General features: G+C 48.1%; 15 protein-coding genes and 5 tRNA genes. 5 read left to right on the top strand and 15 right to left on the bottom strand.

The window, feature by feature from the left end; all coding sequences use genetic code 11:
- Positions 1-5: 5 nt before the first annotated feature.
- On the top strand, positions 6-176 hold the full coding sequence (locus BFC17_RS22645; protein ID WP_175439603.1) for a hypothetical protein: 171 nt from the start codon (positions 6-8) through the stop codon (positions 174-176).
- An 82-nt stretch (positions 177-258) separates the two neighbouring features.
- On the opposite strand, the gene BFC17_RS18845 is transcribed toward BFC17_RS22645, so the two are convergent.
- The 11 genes from BFC17_RS18845 to BFC17_RS18895 all read right to left on the bottom strand — a co-directional run bounded on the left by BFC17_RS18845 (position 259) and on the right by BFC17_RS18895 (position 10,239).
- Entirely contained in the window at positions 259-2,145 is a 1,887-nt protein-coding gene (locus tag BFC17_RS18845; RefSeq protein ID WP_070178070.1) for a SurA N-terminal domain-containing protein, read from the bottom strand.
- Positions 2,146-2,343: 198 nt separating this feature from the next.
- The gene (hupB, locus tag BFC17_RS18850) at positions 2,344-2,616 is read right to left on the bottom strand and encodes a nucleoid-associated protein HU-beta (protein ID WP_070178071.1); all 273 of its coding nucleotides are present in this window, start codon (positions 2,614-2,616) and stop codon (positions 2,344-2,346) included.
- Between the two features lie 326 nt (positions 2,617-2,942).
- On the bottom strand, positions 2,943-5,303 hold the full coding sequence (gene lon, locus BFC17_RS18855; RefSeq protein WP_070178072.1) for an endopeptidase La: 2,361 nt from the start codon (positions 5,301-5,303) through the stop codon (positions 2,943-2,945).
- 195 nt (positions 5,304-5,498) lie between these two features.
- Positions 5,499-6,776 carry an ATP-dependent protease ATP-binding subunit ClpX gene (gene clpX / locus BFC17_RS18860; protein ID WP_070178073.1) on the bottom strand — a complete coding sequence of 426 codons (1,278 nt, stop codon included), beginning with the start codon at positions 6,774-6,776 and terminating at the stop codon, positions 5,499-5,501.
- 62 nt (positions 6,777-6,838) lie between these two features.
- Positions 6,839-7,468: an ATP-dependent Clp endopeptidase proteolytic subunit ClpP gene (clpP, locus tag BFC17_RS18865; protein ID WP_070178074.1), complete on the bottom strand. Its 630-nt coding sequence runs from the start codon at positions 7,466-7,468 to the stop codon at positions 6,839-6,841.
- 96 nt (positions 7,469-7,564) lie between these two features.
- Positions 7,565-8,869 (bottom strand): trigger factor, encoded by a 1,305-nt coding sequence (tig, locus tag BFC17_RS18870; protein ID WP_070178075.1) that lies wholly within the window; start codon positions 8,867-8,869, stop codon positions 7,565-7,567.
- 704 nt (positions 8,870-9,573) lie between these two features.
- Positions 9,574-9,650 (bottom strand) — tRNA-Pro (locus BFC17_RS18875).
- A 31-nt stretch (positions 9,651-9,681) separates the two neighbouring features.
- A tRNA-Leu gene (locus tag BFC17_RS18880) sits at positions 9,682-9,766 on the bottom strand.
- 7 nt (positions 9,767-9,773) lie between these two features.
- A tRNA-His gene (locus tag BFC17_RS18885) sits at positions 9,774-9,849 on the bottom strand.
- A gap of 211 nt (positions 9,850-10,060) precedes the next feature.
- Positions 10,061-10,137, bottom strand: a tRNA-Arg gene (locus BFC17_RS18890).
- A 25-nt stretch (positions 10,138-10,162) separates the two neighbouring features.
- A tRNA-Pro gene (locus BFC17_RS18895) sits at positions 10,163-10,239 on the bottom strand.
- A gap of 255 nt (positions 10,240-10,494) precedes the next feature.
- Between BFC17_RS18895 and folD the strand changes: the two genes are divergently transcribed.
- On the top strand, positions 10,495-11,349 hold the full coding sequence (gene folD, locus BFC17_RS18900; RefSeq protein ID WP_070178076.1) for a bifunctional methylenetetrahydrofolate dehydrogenase/methenyltetrahydrofolate cyclohydrolase FolD: 855 nt from the start codon (positions 10,495-10,497) through the stop codon (positions 11,347-11,349).
- Positions 11,350-11,358: 9 nt separating this feature from the next.
- Positions 11,359-11,916: a DUF1415 domain-containing protein gene (locus BFC17_RS18905; protein WP_070178077.1), complete on the top strand. Its 558-nt coding sequence runs from the start codon at positions 11,359-11,361 to the stop codon at positions 11,914-11,916.
- A gap of 36 nt (positions 11,917-11,952) precedes the next feature.
- Here the strand turns inward: BFC17_RS18905 and BFC17_RS18910 are convergent, their stop codons facing one another.
- The 4 genes from BFC17_RS18910 to BFC17_RS18925 are packed head-to-tail and all read right to left on the bottom strand — an operon-like array spanning position 11,953 to position 16,454.
- A complete protein-coding gene (locus BFC17_RS18910; RefSeq protein ID WP_070178078.1) occupies positions 11,953-12,930 on the bottom strand; it encodes a DUF4340 domain-containing protein in 978 nt (325 codons plus the stop codon).
- Entirely contained in the window at positions 12,927-14,795 is a 1,869-nt protein-coding gene (locus BFC17_RS18915) for a GldG family protein (protein ID WP_070178079.1), read from the bottom strand. Before BFC17_RS18915 ends, BFC17_RS18910 begins: the two co-directional genes overlap by 4 nt.
- Positions 14,796-14,797: 2 nt before the next feature.
- Positions 14,798-15,532, bottom strand: a complete 735-nt coding sequence (locus tag BFC17_RS18920) for an ABC transporter permease subunit (protein ID WP_070178080.1) — start codon at positions 15,530-15,532, stop codon at positions 14,798-14,800.
- Positions 15,525-16,454 carry an ABC transporter ATP-binding protein gene (locus BFC17_RS18925; protein WP_070178081.1) on the bottom strand — a complete coding sequence of 310 codons (930 nt, stop codon included), beginning with the start codon at positions 16,452-16,454 and terminating at the stop codon, positions 15,525-15,527. The genes BFC17_RS18920 and BFC17_RS18925 overlap by 8 nt, the downstream gene beginning before the upstream one ends.
- 300 nt (positions 16,455-16,754) lie before the next feature.
- Here BFC17_RS18925 and tsaA point away from each other — a divergent pair, with 300 nt between their 5' ends.
- Positions 16,755-17,471 (top strand): tRNA (N6-threonylcarbamoyladenosine(37)-N6)-methyltransferase TrmO, encoded by a 717-nt coding sequence (gene tsaA, locus BFC17_RS18930; protein ID WP_070178082.1) that lies wholly within the window; start codon positions 16,755-16,757, stop codon positions 17,469-17,471.
- A 71-nt stretch (positions 17,472-17,542) separates the two neighbouring features.
- Positions 17,543-19,129, top strand: coding sequence for a proline--tRNA ligase (locus tag BFC17_RS18935; RefSeq protein WP_070178083.1), 1,587 nt, complete (start codon positions 17,543-17,545; stop codon positions 19,127-19,129).
- The last annotated feature ends 20 nt before the right edge of the window (positions 19,130-19,149 follow it).

A 19,149-nucleotide genomic window follows, 5' to 3' on the forward strand; every position in this document is an offset into this window, starting at 1 on the left:
GCATTATGTTTAAATTAATCGTACTTATTCCACTACTACTTAGTCTGGTGTGGTTTTTTTATCTGACCTATAAGGGCTATAGTCTGGCCGATGGCAAACAGGGATTTCAGTATATTCTGGTTATTTCTTCGGTCATTGCCGTGTTCTTTACCATTATGTATTTTGTTACTCATTAACACTGTACAAAGCAGGTTGCACAAAAAAAGCAGGTCACTAAAGAGTGACCTGCTTTTTTATTATTTAATCTATCGCTAACGCTTACAGATTAATGGTTACATCCGCCGCAGCGCGTAACGAGTCAACAAAACTTTGATAGTTTGCCTGACTGTAGGTCGCCATTACCTGTTGCTTGAGTCGGGTTTGCTCTTCATCTGACAATGCCGCTGGCGCATTAATAGCAGTCAAACGCACCACTCCGGCATCGCCCGAACCCAATTTAGCGATATCGATGTTATCAGGCGCGTCTGTGCCCAGGGTAAACAGCAAATCAACCAGATTACGCGGTAACTCGCTTGAGTTTCTGGTAATCGCTTCTTTGCTCTCCCACTCAAGGCTCATGTCATCAACCACAAGCGCTGGCGTTTCACCCGCATTAAGCTGCTCAACCACGGTGGTTGCCCAGTTAAATGCCGCTTCCTGCGCCTTTTGCGCGCGTAACTGAGCCAGAATCTGGGTTCTGACTTCATCCAGTGACTGAGTACGCTGTGGCTCATGGCCAACAACACGTACCACAACGACGTTATCGTTGCTCAGTTCAATCACGTCACTGTTGAGACCTTCCTCGATAAAGTCCGGGTCGAACATTTTGCTGGTTACTGCTGGAACATTCAGCGGCACAGGAACCGCAGCGGCAGTAACTAAACCGGTTTCTCTGATTGTTCCGTTAACCGCACCGGCAACATCTTCCAGTGTGTCTGGTACCTCAAACGCCAGGTTAGCCATATCTGACTGTAGCGCATAGAACTCGTCGGTTGCTTTATCGGTTAACAGTTGTGCTTCGATTTCATCACGCACGTCAGCCAGTGGGGTAACCTCTACCGGCTTAATATCGGTAAGTTTGATGATGTGGAAACCAAATTCCGTTTCCACGATGCCTGACGTATCACCAACATCAGCGATAGCAAATGCCGCCTCATCAAATGCCGGATCCATCAGACCAGCAGTAATGAAGTCCAGATCACCGCCATTTTCAGCCGAAAACGTATCAGCTGAATTTTCTTTGGCTAAAGCAGCAAAATCTGCGCCCTGGCCGAGGTCAGCTAACAGTGCTTCGGCTTGAGACTTAGCCGCAGCTTTATCATCACCAAATTCTACCAGGATATGGGAAACGCGACGTTCTTCATCCGTTTTGTACAGCGCAATATTATCGCGGTAAGCCTGCTCAATCTCTTCATCGTTGACGCTTACCTCGCCCTTCAAATCTTCTACAGCGAGCGAAACGTACGCCAGATTGACTTTTTCCTGAGTATCAAAGCGGCTCAGATTTTCCTGATAGAAGGCTTCAACTTCAGCATCAGTAATCTCTACTTTTTTGGCAAACGGTGCAGAATCAACAATCAGATAATCAGCATTGCGGGTCTGACCTTGCAGCACGTGAGCTGTGTTCACTTCTGCAGGCAGACTAAAGTCACTGGCCTGCAACGCTCTGACCAATTGCTCACGCGTCATTTGCTGGCGCATATAATCGCGGAAATCACTTGGCTGAAAACCGTTCTGGCGCAGTAACATCTGATAACGCTCGTTATCAAAGCGTCCGTCGGTCTGAAACTCAGGCATAGCCGTAATGGCTTCGCGAATTTGCTTATCTGACACCCGTAAGCCCATATCATCGGCTTTCTGCTGTACCAGTGTGTCCGCGATTAAGCGTTCCAGCACGTTCAGACGAAAATCGCGCAAATAATTTTCATCACTGAAAAGTGCGCTGATACCCTCGCCAAATTGTGACTCTAACCGGGCGCGTTGTGCCTGATAAGCGCGTTCGACATCCTGTTGACTGATGGGCTCGCCATTGACTTCAGCAGCGGCGGTAACGCCTGATGAATTCACATAACTGCTGACACCAGCAAACACAAAACTCAATACGATCAGGGCAATAATCGCCATCGCCCATGGGCCTTGAGAACCTTCTCTGATCCTTTCTAGCATGACTCGATTTTAACTCCGTTGTATTACAACTCTTCCAACCCAACTCTTGCTATTATTTTGCTAGGTGCAGGCAGGACAAATAAGCGGGGATTATAGCTTAACATTCACCCGGATAGAATGCTGAAGCGTGATTCCTTTGCTTGCAGCAATAAAAAAGGCGATGGAAATCCATCGCCTTTTCAAAAAAATATCTAATGCTTAGTTACAAGCGTCTTTCAGTGCTTTACCAGCTTTGAAAGAAGGTACTTTAGCTGCAGCAATTTCGATAGTCTCACCAGTTTGAGGATTACGACCACTGCGTGCAGAGCGCTCTCTTACAGAGAAAGTACCGAAACCAACCAGAGCTACCTGGTCGCCTTCTTTCAGCGCTTCAGTTACCGCGTCAGTGAAAGCATCCAATGCACGGCCAGCAGCAGCTTTAGAGATATCTGCACCAGCAGCGATTTTATCGATGAGTTGAGACTTGTTCACAATTAGATCCCCTTCGTTTGTTATTATGCTCTCGTCCGCAAAACAATAATTCAGTTCATTGCCCAGACGTTATAGCAAGCTTGAAGTTTAACATCAAGCTTAGCTTTACAATTTTTTAACTTATTACTGAATCGCTGCCATCCCTTTAGTGACAAGGCTTCAAGCGAATCCAGCAGTTAAGGTATCACAACTTTTCGGACTTTGAAGCCCCTAAAGTTAAAAAAAACGGGTTTTACCACATCAGATGGATAAAAATTAACCAAAAGGTCAGAGAAAACCGCTGATGCTCAGGAATGACGCGCGCTTCAGCGATTTTATATGGTGATTTATTCGCCGTTAAGCGCAACCGGTTTAAAACTTTCTACCGGCTCCTGTAAAGCAATATCGAGTACTTCATCTATCCATTGAACCGGATGAATCTCGAGATCCTGTTTTACATTATCCGGAATTTCTTCCAGGTCACGCTCATTTTCTTTTGGAATGACCACCGTTTTTATACCACCACGGTGAGCCGCTAACAGCTTCTCTTTTAATCCGCCAATGGCCAGCACTTCACCACGCAGGGTAATTTCACCGGTCATAGCCACTTCGCATTTAACCGGATTACCGGTCAGGCTGGACACTAAGGCCGTACACATCGCGATACCCGCACTCGGACCATCTTTCGGTGTCGCCCCTTCAGGTACGTGAACGTGAATATCGCGTTTTTCATAGAAATCACTGTTTATACGCAATTTCTCTGCTCGCGAACGCACAACGGTCATGGCAGCGTGAATAGACTCCTGCATTACATCACCGAGAGAGCCGGTCGACGTCATTTTACCTTTACCCGGAACCGACGTTGTTTCGATAGTCAGCAGATCGCCACCCACCTGGGTCCAGGCAAGGCCGGTTACCTGACCAATCTGGTTGTTCTTGTCAGCTTTACCGTAGTCAAAGCGCTGCACGCCCAGATAGTCTTTCAGGTTATCCTGATTAACTACCACTTTCTTGGTAGCTTTATTCAGCAGGATGTCTTTCACGGCTTTACGGCACACTTTAGAAATTTCGCGTTCCAATGACCGTACGCCCGCTTCACGGGTGTAATAACGAATCATGCCGATAATGGCAGAGTCATCAATTTCCAGCTCGTTTTTCTTCAGACCATTACGTTCAATCTGCTTGCCAATTAAATGGCGTGTAGCAATGTTCAGTTTTTCGTCTTCGGTGTAACCAGACAAACGAATGACTTCCATCCGGTCGAGCAGCGGCCCCGGAATGTTCATGCTGTTTGAGGTGGCCACAAACATAACATCTGAAAGATCGTAATCCACTTCAAGATAATGGTCGCTGAAGCTGCTGTTTTGTTCCGGATCCAGTACTTCAAGCAGCGCCGACGCCGGATCACCGCGCATATCCGATGACATCTTATCGATTTCATCCAGCAGGAACAGCGGGTTTTTCACTTCAACCTTGGCCATTTTCTGGATTAGCTTACCCGGTAACGAACCGATGTAAGTACGGCGGTGACCGCGAATTTCAGCTTCATCACGCACGCCGCCTAAGGCCATACGCACATATTTACGGCCAGTCGCTTTAGCGATGGACTGACCCAGCGAGGTTTTACCCACACCAGGAGGACCAACTAAGCAAAGAATTGGACCTTTAAGCTTACGCACACGCTGCTGCACGGCGAGGTATTCAATAATGCGTTCTTTAACCTTATCCAGACCATAATGGTCCGCGTTAAGAATTTCTTCTGCTTTAGCCAGGTTTTTCTTAACTGCAGAGCGTTTATGCCAAGGCACACTGGTCAGCCAGTCGATATAGCTACGCACTACGGTGGCTTCAGCCGACATTGGCGACATCATCTTCAGCTTTTGTAGCTCCGCTTTGGCTTTTGTTTCAGCTTCCTCGGGCATTTTGGCGTCTTCAATTTTTTTGCTCAGCGCTTCAAACTCATCCGGCGCATCATCCAGCTCTCCAAGCTCTTTTTGGATCGCTTTCATTTGCTCGTTTAAGTAATACTCGCGCTGGGATTTCTCCATTTGCTTTTTAACCCGCGTACGGATTTTCTTTTCAACCTGGAGTAAATCGATTTCGCCTTCCATCAGTGCCATCAAATATTCGAGACGTTCATTCACGCCTTTCATTTCCAACACTTTTTGCTTTTCAATAAGCTTTAATGGCATATGCGCGGCCATGGTATCGGCCAGGCGCGCAGCATCGTCAATACCGTTAAGCGACGTTAGCACTTCTGGCGGTATTTTCTTGTTGAGTTTTACATAGCCTTCAAACTGCGACACGGCGGAACGAATCAGGACTTCCTGTTCACTTTCAGACAGATTTTCGTCTTCTGTGCGCTGAATGTCTGCAATAAAGTAAGGCTCTGATTGGGTGTATTCGGCAATCTCACCGCGAACATTACCTTCGACCAACACTTTAACCGTGCCGTCGGGTAATTTAAGTAACTGCAGGATGGTAGCAATGGTGCCTACGCTGTATATATCATTGGTATCGGGTTCATCGATCCCTGCATCCTTTTGCGCAACCAGAAAGATCTGTTTGTCGCTGTCCATGGCCGCTTCCAGGCAACGAATGGATTTTTCTCGTCCAACAAATAAGGGTATGACCATATGGGGGTAAACAACCACGTCCCGTAAGGCCAGTACAGGAATTTCAATGCGATTTTCTCGCTCTGACGTCATACTTCTTCTCTATCTTTTCTATTAATGACTGTTTATATGGGGATAGGCAGACAAAGTTCAATCAACCTAAGAATGTTTTGTACTAATTTCAGCGTTGATATGCCGGATATTCAATACGTTGAATCTAAGATAGCGCAAAAACGCGGAGTTTTGATACAAAAAAGGCCCTTAATTTAAGGGCCTTTTAAAAATTAATTACTCACTCGCCGCTTTCTTGTCGGCGTTGTCGTAAATTAATATGGGTTTCGATTCACCACGGATAACCGTTTCGTCGATGACCACTTTTGACACGTTGTCCATTGATGGTAACTCGTACATGGTTTCCAGCAGCACGGCTTCCACTATCGAACGCAGACCACGGGCACCGGTTTTACGCTGCATGGCCTTTTTCGCTATAGCGAACAAGGCGTCTTCACGAAACTCCAGTTCGGTGTCTTCCATTGCGAACAATGCACCATACTGTTTGGTGATGGCGTTTTTCGGCTCTTTCAGAATCTGAATCAGTGCTTCTTCGTTCAGTTCTTCAAGGCTGGTCACCACTGGTAAACGACCGATGAATTCCGGGATCAGGCCATATTTAACCAAATCTTCAGGTTCGACCTGACGGAACAGGTCTGACACGGCTTTCTTATCTTCCTTGGATTTAACCTCAGCACCAAAACCAATACCACTGCCCTGGGCAGAACGCTGTTCGATAACTTTATCGAGTCCCGCAAATGCACCGCCACAGATAAACAGAATCTTAGAGGTATCTACCTGCAGGAATTCCTGTTGCGGATGTTTCCGGCCACCTTGCGGTGGTACCGACGCAACAGTACCTTCGATCAGCTTGAGCAAGGCCTGCTGTACGCCTTCGCCCGACACATCGCGGGTGATTGACGGGTTGTCAGATTTACGGCTGATTTTGTCGATTTCGTCGATATAAACAATCCCGCGCTGGGCTTTTTCTACATCGTAATCACACTTTTGCAGCAGCTTTTGAATAATGTTCTCAACGTCTTCACCCACGTAACCCGCTTCGGTTAACGTAGTGGCGTCAGCCATAGTAAATGGTACGTCGAGTAAACGAGCCAGCGTTTCCGCCAACAACGTTTTACCGCTACCCGTTGGCCCGATTAACAGAATGTTACTCTTGCCTAACTCAACACCATCATGCACGTCGCCATTACGCAGGCGTTTATAATGGTTGTATACCGCAACGGATAATACTTTCTTGGCGTGCTCTTGCCCGATCACATAGTCATTCAGATGTTCGTGAATTTCCTGTGGCTTCGGTAATGCGTTTTGATTGTTTTTATTCGGTGAAATATCTTTAATTTCTTCGCGAATAATATCATTACAAAGTTCTACGCACTCATCGCAAATGAACACTGAAGGTCCTGCGATCAGCTTTCTGACTTCGTGCTGACTCTTTCCACAAAACGAGCAATACAAAAGTTTATTATCGCTATCGCTGCCTTGTTTATCGCTCATAGATTCTTGCCTCTGGACTGCCCGGCATACACAAAACCAGTGCCGGGCTTTATATAACTATACTACTTAGTGGCGGATGCGTCAGTTCGATTTGTTAAAACCTGGTCGATCAGACCATATTCTTTCGCTTCGATAGCACTTAAGAAATTGTCGCGGTCGGTATCACGAGCCACTGTTTCGTAGTCCTGGCCAGTGTGTTCAGCCATCAGTCGGTTTAATTTTTCCTTGATGCTGAGAATTTCACGGGCGTGAATTTCAAAGTCAGATGCCTGGCCCTGGAAACCACCTAAGGGCTGGTGAATCATTACCCGCGCGTTAGGCAGACAATAACGTTTGCCCTTGGCTCCGCCTGATAACAGGAACGCGCCCATGCTGGCGGCCTGGCCGACGCATACAGTGCTTACATCAGGCTTAATGAACTTCATGGTATCGTAGATTGCCATACCTGCGGTGACCGAACCGCCTGGAGAATTGATGTACAGGAAGATATCCTTTTCCGGATTTTCCGCTTCCAAAAACAACATTTGTGCCACGATAAGATTGGCCATGTGATCCTCAACCTGACCCACCAGAAAAATCACATTTTCTTTGAGCAGACGAGAATAGATATCGTAAGAACGCTCCCCTTTTGCGGTTTGTTCAACAACCATGGGGACAAGTGCATTCATTGGATCAAACGGGCTATGCATTATGCGGTTACCTTAAGTACTAACAGAAATAAAAATGCTCGGACTAGACCGAGCATTTAAACAGTTGCGTGTAGGTTAAGTCAATCCAGGAGTGCAAAATTACCCCTGTTTGTTCATAACCTCGTCAAACGGCTTGCTCACTTCAGTGACCTTAGCCTGAGCTACAACCCACTCGATCGCTTGTTCTTCGAGTGCAACATTTTGCATTTGTTGCATCAGTTCCTGATTATTTTTGTAGTAATCAACAACTTCTTGTGGATCTTCATACGCAGATGCCATGGTTTCGATCAGGCTGTCTACTTTTTCTTGGTCAGCTTTCAGGTCGTTTTGCTTGATGATTTCACCTAACAACAGACCGATAGTAACGCGACGGGTAGCATTGTCTTTAAACAGATCAGCTGGCAGGTCAGGCAGGTTTGCACCGCCGCCTTGTTGGCTGAAACGTTGTTTAGCTTGTTCACGCAGCGCGTTAACTTCTTGATCTACCAGTGCAGCAGGCAGGTCGATTTCGTTCTTCTCAACCAGTTTTGCAATCACGTCTTCTTTAAGCTGAGTTTTAAGCGTTTGGCTTAACTCACGCTCCATGTTCTTACGAACTTCCGCTTTCAGCGCTTCAACGTCACCGTCTTCAATGCCGAACAGTTTAGCGAATTCTTCGTCTACTTTTGGCAGCGTCAGACCTTCAACTTTCTTCACGTTTACTTTGAACTGTGCTTCTTTACCTTTAAGCGCTTCCGCGTGGTAGTCTTCAGGGAAAGTTACATCAACGATAACTTCATCGTCTTTCTTAGCGCCAACCAGAGGCTTTTCAAAGCCTGGGATCATGCGCTCTTTACCCAGCTCAAGGGTGAAGTCTTCAGCTTTACCGCCGTCAAATTCTTCGCCGTCGATGGTGCCTACGAAGTCGATAACGATTCTGTCATCTTTGCGTGCTTTACGCTTAACTTCTTTCCACTCACCGTGTTGCTTTTGCAGCGTTTCTAACATGCTGTCCAGATCTTCATCAGAGATCTCTACAACTGTTTTTTCAATTTCGATTTCGTCTACGCCTTTAACTTCTACTTCTGGGTAAACTTCGAATTTTGCAACAAACTCAAAATCTTCACCGTCCTGATCTTTAGTCAGTTCGAATGAAGGCATGCCAGCAGGATTAATTTTTTCCTGAACGATGGCCTGATAGAAGTTTTGCTGCATTACGTCACCAGCCACTTCCTGACGAACTGCTTGACCGTAACGTTTCTTAATTACGCTTACTGGTACTTTACCCGGACGGAAACCGTTAATACGCTGAGTTTTCGCTAATTGCTGTAAACGCGACTTAACGGCGTTATCTACTGACTCAGCAGGAACAGTAATAGTAAGACGGCGTTCTAAACCCTGAGTCGTCTCGACTGAAACTTGCATTGTATTACCTCAACTTTGCGCCTAATACGCTCTATTTTCCAGCCTCTCGCCCGTCACTGCATGCAGTGATAAAAACCCAGGTAAGAGGTCGATTCATCGCGCTATAAACTAAGCGCAGCCTTAAAAAGACGCAGTAGTATACAGTTTGAGAACAACAGAGTCGAGCATAAATCAGTGGTTTCTGTTGTGGCAGGAAAAACAACGTGCAAAGTAAGAAATATAAAGGCTTTAGGGTGCGTTAGCAGTGGCCATTCAGGAGAAAAAAGAAATTAATGATTTGAGAAAATCGCGCTCAACCAACGACAGATTTCCTGGAATCAAAAGCTTAATGACTCTACGGCTTTCTTTGTAAAAAATTAACTGGAACAGTTAAGAGAGATGGTCGGTGAGACAGGATTGGCTGCGGACTCCTGTCCTTCGCCCTTCGGGCCAGCGCTGAAGCGCTGTTGCACATTGTTCCCGACAATGTGCTGAACTGCTCCCCAACACAAGGGGTCTGCGGCGTTCTTTGTAGAAAATTAATTGGAAAAGCTAAGAGAGATGGTCGGTGAGACAGGATTGACTGCGGACTCCTGTCCTTCGCCCTTCGGGCCAGCGCTAAAGCGCTGTTGCACATTGCTCCCGACAATGTGCTGAACTGCTCCCCATCACAAGGGGTGTGCGGCGTTCTTTGTAGAAAATTTAACTGGGACAGTTAAGAGAGATGGTCGGTGAGACAGGATTTGAACCTGCGACCCCTTGTACCCAAAACAAGTGCGCTACCAAGCTGCGCCACTCACCGACTTTAATCTGTGTTGCTGAACCGGTGAAAATGGTGCGGAAGGAGAGACTTGAACTCTCACGCCGTGAAGCACTGGAACCTAAATCCAGCGTGTCTACCAATTCCACCACTTCCGCGAGAAAATGGGGTGGACGATGGGACTTGAACCCACGACAACCGGAATCACAATCCGGGGCTCTACCAACTGAGCTACGCCCACCATTGAGGTGTTGCATTATACAAATAATAGTTGTGGAGTGGTAACTATTATTTGTTTTTTGCTAGTCACTTCTGCCGACATCGCGTTGGCGCGTCCGGCAGGATTGCAACATACATCGTGTATGTTGTCCTTCGGACCAGCCTGCGGCTGTGCCAATTTGTTCCAGACAAATTTGGTCGAACCTTAGGTTCTCATCTGCCCGACTTCGCGTTGGCGCGTCCGGCAGGATTCGAACCTGCGACCCACGGCTTAGAAGGCCGTTGCTCTATCCAGCTGAGCTACGGACGCTCGGCGAATCTACGCTAGCAAAAAATGGTCGGTGAGACAGGATTTGAACCTGCGACCCCTTGTACCCAAAACAAGTGCGCTACCAAGCTGCGCCACTCACCGAACCTGTGCAGAGGAAGTAAACTTACTGGCCTCTACGGGGTGCGCATACTACCTACTTGCCCCTACCTCGTCAAACACTTTTTTACACTAAAATCATCGTATGCTCACAAAGCCAGCAACTCGCTATAAATTTATCCAAAATATCACGTCGTCGGAAGAATTCGCGTTTGTTGTTTTGCCTTAGCCGCTATACTTGTGGGAAAATACAGCTCCTATCGTTTTTTAATTAATTACTTCATTAAGCAGCCAGTAACTATGACCGCCCATTTGATTGACGGCAAACTCATTGCCAAACAAGTTCGACGAGATGTCGCTTTATATGTTGATTCACTGAAACAAGCAGGTAAAAGGGAGCCTGGTTTGGCGGTGGTGTTAGTTGGCAGCGATCCGGCTTCTCAGGTGTATGTTGCTAATAAGAGAAAAGCCTGCGATGAAGTGGGATTTAACTCACGCTCCTATGATCTGCCTGCAAACACCTCGCAGCAAGAGCTGTTGGATCTGGTCGACGAACTGAATAATGACCCGGCCATTGATGGCATATTAGTGCAATTACCGCTGCCGGCGGGTCTGGATGCTGAAGAAATTCTCGAGCGTATCCATCCCCACAAAGACGTGGATGGGTTCCACCCATACAATATTGGCCGTCTTGCACAGCGCATTCCCGCGCTACGTCCTTGTACGCCCAAGGGCATCATGACCATGATCGAAGCTACTAAGCGCCCGGTCAAAGGGCTTGATGCGGTTATTGTTGGCGCTTCCAATATTGTTGGCCGTCCGATGTCCATGGAATTACTGTTGGCCGGATGTACAGTAACCACTTGCCATAAATTTACTCAGGATTTAAAAAGCCACGTAGGTCGTGCCGACTTATTGGTAGTAGCAGTAGGCAAACCTGCTTTTATCCCCGGCGACTGGATTAAGCCTGGTGCAATCGTAATTGATGTGGGTATTAACCGCACTGCTGAGGGCACACTGGTTGGTGACGTCGAATTTGATAAAGCCGTTGAACGAGCAGGCTGGATTACGCCGGTACCCGGTGGCGTTGGCCCGATGACCGTTGCCAGTCTGATTGAAAACACACTGGAATCCTACGTTAAGTTTCACTCTTAATCGCCGGTTATGAACTATATCCCACCAACGCCAGCCTGTGAGGATGTAAAGCGCTGGCTTGATACCATGGTAATCGGGCATAACTTCTGCCCTTTTGCCCGGTTTGTCCGCGATCAACAGCGCATCCGCTATGTGGATATTGCCTCTGACGATATGGCCGAAGTGCTAACCGGCCTGCGCGCCGAATTTGACCATCTGGATGAAACCCCAAAAACGTCTACTACGCTGGTAGTGTTGCCGCTGGGATGGCAGGATTTTGAGGACTACCTGTTACTGGTTGATGTGGCTCAACAATCACTGGAACACTGGGGCTATGAAGGCTGCTATCAGTTAGCCAGTTTTCACCCCGACTATCTGTTCGATGGCGAACCCTCAGGCGCAGCCAGCCATTTTACCAATCGCGCCCCCCATCCGGTTATTCATATTATTCGCGAAGCCGAAATGGAACAGGCGCTGGCCCATCATGCCGATCCGGAATCGATACCGCAAACTAACATTGAGACCGCAGAAAGCCTTGGTAAAAAGGCGCTGCAGGCACAACTGGATGCCTGTAAACACAGGGATTAATTCCGCAGTGGGCAAGCTGGCCAACTACGGTTTTATCTACCTGCCAGGGGGTGTTTGAGGTTGTTGCAATAAATCCCCCTTCGATGACAACAGTCCACGGGCCTGAAAATCCGTCAGGCCGTATTGCCATTCCAGCATCGACGCGTCAATCAAGTCGCCGGAAAGTATCAAAATATAGCCCTCTTCCCGGGGACGATTATAAATAGATAAACGCAGGCTCTTGTCGTCGCTGGCACTGATATCGATGGTTCGTACCAGCCTGTCGGGCGAGGGTTGCTCTATAAGCGGGCTTACTGTTTCATATTCAAAATTTACAATATCATTAAGCGTATGAACCAGCACGCCGGGATAAGCCAGAGGAAGTTTGTTTTCGCTTAGTTGCCAGTTACCATCCGCTTCCCTGAATAGCGTGAATGCCGGATCGCTGTCGATAGTGACCGATTGCAAGGTATTAAGTCCTGCATCAATGACATCTGGCATCAGCCATTCGTTTGGCGTTAAGGGTAACGAAACGGCCTCGTTAATCAGGTAACTTTGTTGCTGACTCGGCTCGCGAACGTAGCGCCCCAATCCACTGGATGCAAGATTACCAATCAACACCCGCCATTGCTTGGTTGGCGAGGCCAGCGTAATCAGGGTGCTCTGCGAATCAGGCTGGGTGACCGGCTCTACTCCCAAAAGCGGATATTGCGATGCTTTGGCTGTTTTCGGCTCAATAATTCGAGCCTGCGTCAGTGCGCTGACAAATGCCGACAGTTTTTCAACATCGACCGGGAACCGCATAACACTATCCAGATGGGTTGCCAGCCACTGCTCTGAATCCTTGCGTGCAGCAAAGAGAGTGCCCTGAGCATTCTCTATGGTTATTTTAGACAGTGACTGACTCTCCGCGGCCAGACCGCCTAATAACAGATGCGATTGCGCAACCTGCTGAGGATGTCGTTGCACCACCAGGTAATAGGCGCTTCCCAGCGTGATCACAACCAGTAAAAATAAAACGGCGACTCTAATCATGCTGCAATGGCCTCCCTGATTTTTTTGCTGGCTTTGCGCCGAAGTAACCGGGCCAGTAACCACAACAAAGAAACCAGTAACAGCGGGCTCACGGCAATAGTGATTAACTTGAGATAATTACCCAGCTTATCGATATCACTTTGCAGTTGGTATCGCACTTCACGCAGTTCTCGACGTATCTCGTTACGCTGGCTGATGAACGAATCCAGGGCTGCCTGTTGCTCGCTGGTCAGGGTGAGTGCTCCGGTTTCGGTTTGCACATTTTGCAACTGAGCTAATTGCTCCTCGGTTTGCTGCAACTGACTTTGCAAACGTTCTTCCTGCTCGCGAAAACGCGCCTCCGCTTTGGCCTGCAAGGCCTGAACTTTCTCGAAAGGCCGGGCCGAAATCCCCCGTCCGCGAATACTAATCAAGGCATCACTGCCAGCCAGATTTTCGCTGGCATTTACCACCATATCGCCGTTATTGGCAAAAGGCGTGAATATGGTTTCGCCGAAAAAGCTGGTTTGCTGCACCCAAAATCTGTCGGCCAGCAGGTCAGCATCACCCACAACAATCAGATTAAGCTGAGTTGTGCGGCTCACATGCGCCTGATTCAGGTCTTCCGCAGATTCGCTGGGGGGAGCGGCAGCAAACGCAGACTCAGCCGGACCACTGATCCGGGCAACCAGGGTGAATTTTTCTTTGTTGGTGTCATCGAGCATTCGCTGCAACGACTGAGGATCCTGGCTAAGCGCATAGTCAGCGGCATCTACCGCTACCGAATCCGCCGATGAACTGGCCAGCGGTGTTAGCGTTAACTGACTTTGAGGCGAAAGCGCTAACGGCGCGAACGAGGCCCCATTAACCAGTTCCAGATTAGCGGTGATAACGTCTTCACGGTTAAGCTGCTCGGCGGTTAAACCGATAATGCCCGGATGACGGGTAACGCTTCCTTCGGGGGTTCGTATATCAAGGCCTAAACGACCATCCAGGATGACTTTATCCAGATTGACGTTAATCCCCCAGGCATCAAGCAGCGGAAATTGCGACTGATTAGCCTGCAGAGCCCCCATCATGGCCATAGCATCAGACTCATAATGCGAGTCTGCAAACAACAGAATGCGGCCCTGCCGCATGGCAAACTGGTCGATGGAATAAAGTAAACTTTCGCTAAGGTTTTGCGGATGAATAATCACCAGCACATCGGTCTCTTCTGGCAACTGCCTGGCGTCATTGCCGATGGTGGTTACCTGATAAAGCTGGCTAAGCTGAGAGTAAAAGGTCATCGCGGGCGTTAACTGGCCGTTCATGGGGTTTTGGCCCCCCATGAGCTCCAGGTTAGTCAGTAATGTGACTTGTACCTGCTCTGGCTCACTTAACTGATAGATCAGCTTACTAATGTCATACTCAAGAAAACGCTCTTTTTGCGGGTCGAAAAAGTTAATCGTAAACTGATTATCCACCGCATTGGTGCCCGCCAGACCAAAGAATATCGACTCGCCCACACTGCCCAGCGTAGCCGCCGTCAGACCAAACTGACTGGCGCGGTCCTCGGCCTCAGAAAATGGCTCGGGATCGATAATATTAAGGGTGATTTTGCCGTTGGAGCGGGATTCGTATTCTTCTAACAAACTCTGCACCCGATTGGCGTAGTTACGCAGAGAGGTCATGCCTTTAGAAGCCGCATCCGAAAAATAAAAGTTAAGTACGATTGGCTCATCCAGCTCATTCAATACGCGCTGACTTCCCTCAGACAGGGAGTACACTTTGTCTTCGGTCAGGTCGATACGGTAATCTCCAAGCAGTTCGTTATTGATAACCACCAGCCCTAAAAACAGCACCACCAGTAAAAATAAAGTTAGCGAAGTAATCAGTTTTTGCATACTTAATCCGCCTTCTTCTGTTCAATAACGATCAAACTGGCATACAGCCATACCAGCATGATGATGACAAAATACCCCACATCATTAAGCGCCAGCACGCCTTTTGCCATAGCCTCAAAATGGGTTAAAAAGCTGAAGCTGGCAACGGTGTCGAGTACCAGATTACCGGCCCAGGACTGAAAAGCATCAAGCACAATGCCACTGCCGGATACAACAAACAAAAAGCACACCACTACCGCCAGAATAAAGGCCACCACCTGATTACGGGTAAACGCCGACATGCAGGTGCTGATAGCCAGAAACGCACCGGCCATCAGCCAGCTGCCAATGTAAGCAGCAATAATAATGCCGTGATCAGGCTCGCCGAGGTAATCCACGCTAAGCCATAGCGGAAAGGTCAGCGCCAGTGCTAAGCCCAGCACCAGCCAGGCAGCAATAAACTTACCCACCACAGCTTCAGCTGCACTGATGGGGAGTGTCATCAGCAATTCTATGGAGCCTGATTTGCGCTCTTCGGCCCAGCTTCGCATTGCAATAGCGGGAACCAGAAACAAATACAGCCAGGGATGAAAATTAAAAAACGGGATCAGATCCGCCTGTCCCCGTTCGTACAGATTACCGATAAAAAAAGTAAAAATGCCGGACAACATTAAAAAGATAGCAATAAACACATAGGCCACCGGCGTGGCAAAAAAGCTCGAAAACTCTCGTCTGGTAATGATCCAAATATTACCCATGGGTCACCTCCGCCGTGGTGATATAACGAAATACTTCGTCTAACCGGCCGGTTTCCAGCGTCAGGGTATCCACCGGCAGTCTGCGTTGGGTGACGTACTCATTGATGACATGAAAAATATGTTTACCGGGCTCAGGGAAAAGCGTGACTAATCCACTCTTGCGGTCAATTTCCATTTCTTCCACCCCTTCAAGCTCTGCCAGCCCCGAAATATCGGCGGCATAACTCAGTTTCAGACTAACTGCATTACAGTAACGGGAACGATGCCTTAACGCCTCCGGCGTATCATCAAATCGCAACTGGCCGTTGGCCAGAATCATTACCCGGTTACACACCGCAGAGACTTCTTCGAGAATATGGGTAGAGATAATCACGATTTTATCCCGCGACAAATCTTCAATAAGCTGGCGGACATGGTGTTTCTGATTTGGATCCAGACCATCCGTGGGTTCGTCGAGGATGAGAATATCCGGATCGTGCAATATCGCCTGCGCCAGGCCAACCCGGCGTTTAAACCCTTTGGATAAATTATCAATGGGTCGGTTGAGCACATCGGCAAGTTCTACCCGTTTTATCACGTCAAACAGTCGTGCCTTGCGGTGCTCCCCCTTTAAACGGCGCACATCTGCAATAAAATGCAAAAACTGCCATACCGTCATGTCTCCATAGGCGGGGGCGCCTTCGGGCAAGTAACCGATATCACGCTGGATAGCCTTGGCTTCACTGGCCAGTGACTGCTCCTTGATGTAAATCTCACCCTCACTGGGTTGCATAAAGCCCGTGAGCATTTTCATGGTGGTCGATTTACCAGCCCCATTCGGACCTAAAAAACCAACGATATCGCCAGGTTTAATGTCAAATGACAAATTATCAACTGCTTTAAAGTGGTCATAAAATTTTGATAAATTTTTTACCGAGATCATAGCCATCCTATATACGATCTACTTTTGTTACCGCTCTTCTTTGCACACTGTCAGGCAAGTCTGGAAGGCAGTATATGCGATTGTATTTTTCCACGGAGCTATATAGTGGCATACGCAGGGTTTTCAATCATGCAAAAAATTGCAGATTTCCTGTTCACAAGGGTCGGCACTACAGAAAAAATGCCCACCAGCGGCGGGCCAAAGGGATTCCAGGGACTACCAGTAATTCGATAGCGGCGTTACTATAAGTGATAAATGTTTGATATTTGTGTCAGCTAAACTACAAAAGTGTTGCAATTTATGACTGAGCCGGTGGCCTATTCGATTTCTGCGATTGGTACAATAACCTCGCCTTTTAAACAAAAATTTGCCATTCCCCGGCAACCAGCCCTGGCTAATGCCAAAGGCAGCGTTGTTTTTACCCCGGAATTTAACGATGCTAACGGTTTAAGAGGAATCGAAACCTACTCGCACCTCTGGTTACTTTTTTTATTCCACGAAAATCTCGCGCAAAGCTGGACACCTACGGTGAGAGCCCCTCGCCTTGGCGGCAACAGTCGTATTGGTGTTTTTGCCTCCCGCAGTACGTTCCGGCCTAACGGCATTGGTATGTCTGTGGTGAAAAATCTGGGCCATGAACAAAAGCACGGGCAACTTATCCTGCATGTGGGGGGGCTTGACTTACTCGATGGCACACCGGTCATTGATATCAAACCTTATTTACCCTACAGCGATAGCGTTGATGACGCGAGCGCCCGGTTGCTGGAGCAGAATCCTCTGCCACAGCGTGAAGTGGTTTTTACCGACGCTGCTCAAACTGAATTAAATAACCAGCCGCATACCGACCTTGCAGCGCTTATCCAACAGTGCCTGGGGCAGGATCCCCGCCCCGCTTACCGCCAGGCCGAGGACAACGACCCGAAAACCTATCAGGTGATTTTTTATGACCGCGATATTCACTGGCAGGTTACCGCCGGGCAAGTGGTTGTCACCGCTATAAAACAAGTGGCGGTTTAGGGCTATGTAAGCGCTGCTAACACTGCTAGAATACGCCAGTTTTGTAATCATCCAATGGGTATATGCCAGCAATGCGTACTAGTCAGTATTTATTAGCAACACAAAAAGAAACCCCTGCTGACGCTGAGGTAATTAGCCATCAGCTTATGCTTCGGGCCGGTCTTATCCGTAAACTTGCTGCCGGGCTATACACCTGGCTGCCAACCGGTTTGCGGGTACTGAATAAGGTAGCCAATATTGTTCGTGAAGAAATGAACAAAGCTGGCGCCATCGAAGTATTGATGCCTGTCGTTCAGCCTGCCGATTTGTGGCAGGAAACCGGACGCTGGGAAGAATATGGCCCCGAACTACTGCGCATTAAAGATCGCCATCAGCGTGACTTCGTACTCGGCCCAACCCATGAAGAAGTTATTACCGCACTGGTTCGCAACGAAATTAGCAGCTACAAACAGCTGCCGTTGAACCTGTACCAGATTCAAACCAAGTTTCGTGACGAAGTGCGTCCACGCTTTGGTATTATGCGCGGCCGCGAATTTACCATGAAAGACGCCTACAGCTTTCACTTAACTCAGGATTCATTACAAGCCACTTACGATGCCATGTATAACGCGTATTGTAAGATTTTTGAGCGAATGCAGTTGGATTACCGTCCGGTAATGGCCGATACAGGCTCTATTGGCGGCAGTGTCTCTCACGAATTCCATATGCTGGCGGAGTCTGGTGAAGATGCTATCGCATTCTCTAATAGCTCGGATTACGCCGCTAACGTTGAGTTAGCAGAAACGCTGCCAGTAGCAACAGCGTCGGTTGATGCCCTGCAATATGTGCTGGTACAGGCAGAGAGCGAAGAAGGTGAAGCCGATCCAGATAAGTGGGTACTGCTGGTACTTTCTGCCGCACATTCACTGAACGACATTAAAGCAGAAAAGCTCGCTGGTGTGGCTGCGCCATTAATCACCGCAAGCGAAGAAATTGTGACCAAAGTACTCGGTGTCGCACCAAAAGACATCGATTTAGCGTCGGTCGAAGTACCAGTTTATGCCGATTATGTGGTTGCAGCCGCACTGAGTGCAGAAAGCTTTGCCGACAAATTAACTGCGGTTGATATTCGCAACATTGAAGCGGGCGATCCTTCACCCTGCGGTACCGGTACCATCGAAATTAAACGTGGTATCGAAGTGGGCCATATCTTCCAGCTGGGAGATAAGTATTCTCAGGCAATGAACTGTGGCGTTCTGAGTGAAAGCGGTAAACATGAAACCCTGACCATGGGTTGTTATGGCATTGGTGTTTCTCGTGTGGTTGCCGCTGCAATTGAGCAAAACCACGATGAGCATGGCATTATCTGGCCTGACCCGATTGCGCCGTTCACCGTAGCGTTAATTCCAATGAACATGCACAAGTCCCAGCGTATCAAAGACGCTGCCGAAGCGCTGTATGCCGAATTAACCGAAGCAGGCGTAGAGGTATTGTTTGACGATCGTAAAGAACGTCCGGGCGTGATGTTTAAAGATATGGAGCTGATTGGGATCCCACACAGCATTGTTATCGGCGAGCGTAACCTTGACGAACAACTGGTCGAATACAAAAATCGCCGCACAGGTGAAAAATCTTTATTACAATTAAGTGAAGTAGCAGCCTTTATCGGCGCTTTATAGTGGTTCGGGTTTTATTAACG

The organism is Marisediminitalea lipolytica, from assembly GCF_001758465.1.
GTDB lineage: Bacteria > Pseudomonadota > Gammaproteobacteria > Enterobacterales > Alteromonadaceae > Alteromonas > Alteromonas lipolytica.

Bases quoted from the DNA above. Each gene is read 5' to 3' on its own strand.
- BFC17_RS22645 (WP_175439603.1), top strand. From the start codon at position 6: ATGTTTAAATTAATCGTACTTATTCCACTACTACTTAGTCTGGTGTGG.
- BFC17_RS18845 (WP_070178070.1), bottom strand. From the start codon at position 2,145: ATGCTAGAAAGGATCAGAGAAGGTTCTCAAGGCCCATGGGCGATGGCG.
- lon (WP_070178072.1), bottom strand. From the start codon at position 5,303: ATGACGTCAGAGCGAGAAAATCGCATTGAAATTCCTGTACTGGCCTTA.
- clpX (WP_070178073.1), bottom strand. From the start codon at position 6,776: ATGAGCGATAAACAAGGCAGCGATAGCGATAATAAACTTTTGTATTGC.
- tig (WP_070178075.1), bottom strand. From the start codon at position 8,869: ATGCAAGTTTCAGTCGAGACGACTCAGGGTTTAGAACGCCGTCTTACT.
- folD (WP_070178076.1), top strand. From the start codon at position 10,495: ATGACCGCCCATTTGATTGACGGCAAACTCATTGCCAAACAAGTTCGA.
- BFC17_RS18905 (WP_070178077.1), top strand. From the start codon at position 11,359: ATGAACTATATCCCACCAACGCCAGCCTGTGAGGATGTAAAGCGCTGG.
- BFC17_RS18910 (WP_070178078.1), bottom strand. From the start codon at position 12,930: ATGATTAGAGTCGCCGTTTTATTTTTACTGGTTGTGATCACGCTGGGA.
- BFC17_RS18915 (WP_070178079.1), bottom strand. From the start codon at position 14,795: ATGCAAAAACTGATTACTTCGCTAACTTTATTTTTACTGGTGGTGCTG.
- BFC17_RS18920 (WP_070178080.1), bottom strand. From the start codon at position 15,532: ATGGGTAATATTTGGATCATTACCAGACGAGAGTTTTCGAGCTTTTTT.
- BFC17_RS18925 (WP_070178081.1), bottom strand. From the start codon at position 16,454: ATGATCTCGGTAAAAAATTTATCAAAATTTTATGACCACTTTAAAGCA.
- tsaA (WP_070178082.1), top strand. From the start codon at position 16,755: ATGACTGAGCCGGTGGCCTATTCGATTTCTGCGATTGGTACAATAACC.
- BFC17_RS18935 (WP_070178083.1), top strand. From the start codon at position 17,543: ATGCGTACTAGTCAGTATTTATTAGCAACACAAAAAGAAACCCCTGCT.